Source organism: Streptomyces lonarensis (genome assembly GCF_012033735.1).
GTDB classification, from domain to species: domain Bacteria; phylum Actinomycetota; class Actinomycetes; order Streptomycetales; family Streptomycetaceae; genus Streptomyces; species Streptomyces lonarensis.
Genome location: NZ_JAAVJD010000469.1, coordinates 1 through 1,199 on the forward strand (window position 1 = coordinate 1; position 1,199 = coordinate 1,199).

The window sequence follows — 1,199 nt, forward strand, 5'->3', positions numbered from 1 at the left end:
CGAGGGAACGGCGGCGAGGCCGGGACGCCGGGCGGGTGCGCCGGGCGTGGGCGGGACCGTGCGCCGGGCCGACGCTGCCGACGCCGCGAGGCAGTCCGGAGCGTTCGGCGACACCCGCGCGCGGGTGCGAAGGCCGGCAGGCACGGCCGGGCGACCGGCACGGCCAAGGCCCCGGCTCAGGCGGTGAGCTGGGCGAGCCCCTCGGTGGCGATGCGCTCGAACAGGTCCTGGTCGGCGGCGAACACCGAGTCGGGGATCGGCCAGTGCACCAACATCTCGGTGAACCCCAGCTCGTGGACGCGGCCGGCGAGGTCGACGAAGGCGTCGAGCGACTCCAGCGGGCGGTGCGGCGTGAAGCCCGTCAGCAGGACCTTGCCGATGGCGCCGGGCTCCCGCCCCGCCTCGGCGCAGGCGCCGGCGAGCCGGTCGACCTGGCGGGCCAGTCCGTCCACGGCCTCCTTGGGGGAGGCGTCGGCCGTCGCCGGGTCGCCGGTGGTGACCCATGCCTGGCCGTGGCGGGCGGCGAGCCGCATCCCGCGCGGCCCGGTGGCGGCGACGGCGAACGGCAGCCGGGGCCGCTGCACGCAGCCGGGGATGTTGCGGACGTCGCGGGCCGAGTAGAAGTCGCCCTTGAAGGAGACCCCGCCCGGCCCGCCCTCGGTCAGCAGCCGGTCGAGCAGCGGCACGAACTCGGCGAAGCGGTCCGCGCGTTCGCGCGGGGTCCACGCGTCGTGGCCGAGAGCGGTGGCGTCGAAACCGCTGCCTCCGGCCCCGATGCCCAGCGTGACGCGGCCGTCGGCCACGTCGTCGAGGGTGATCAGCTCCTTGGCCAGGGTGACCGGGTGGCGGAAGTTCGGCGAGGTCACCATGGTGCCGAGCCGGAGGCGGTCGGTGACCGCTGCGGCGGCGGTGAGCGTCGGGATCGCCCCGAACCAGGCCTGGTCGCGGAAGCTGCGCCAGCTGAGGTGGTCGTAGGTGTAGGCCGTGTGGAAGCCCAGCTCCTCCGCACGCTGCCAGACCTGCCTACCCCCCTGCGACCAGCGACGTACCGGCAGGATCACGGTGGAGAGCCGCAGCGGGGCGGCGGGGGGTGAATCAGCCATGGGAGGCAGGGTAGGCCATGCGGCCGTCCCCGCCCCGCTCCGCGTCGGCCCCGCCACCGCCGCCCGGGGCGGCCGACCGGCCGCGCGCGCCCGCGC

1 protein-coding gene is annotated in these 1,199 nt (G+C 76.7%); it reads right to left on the reverse strand.

The features are described from left to right. Window positions 1-176 precede the first annotated feature (176 nt). Window positions 177-1,103 (reverse strand): LLM class flavin-dependent oxidoreductase, encoded by a 927-nt coding sequence (locus HCN56_RS25580; protein WP_167975029.1) that lies wholly within the window; start codon window positions 1,101-1,103, stop codon window positions 177-179. Window positions 1,104-1,199: the final 96 nt, after the last annotated feature.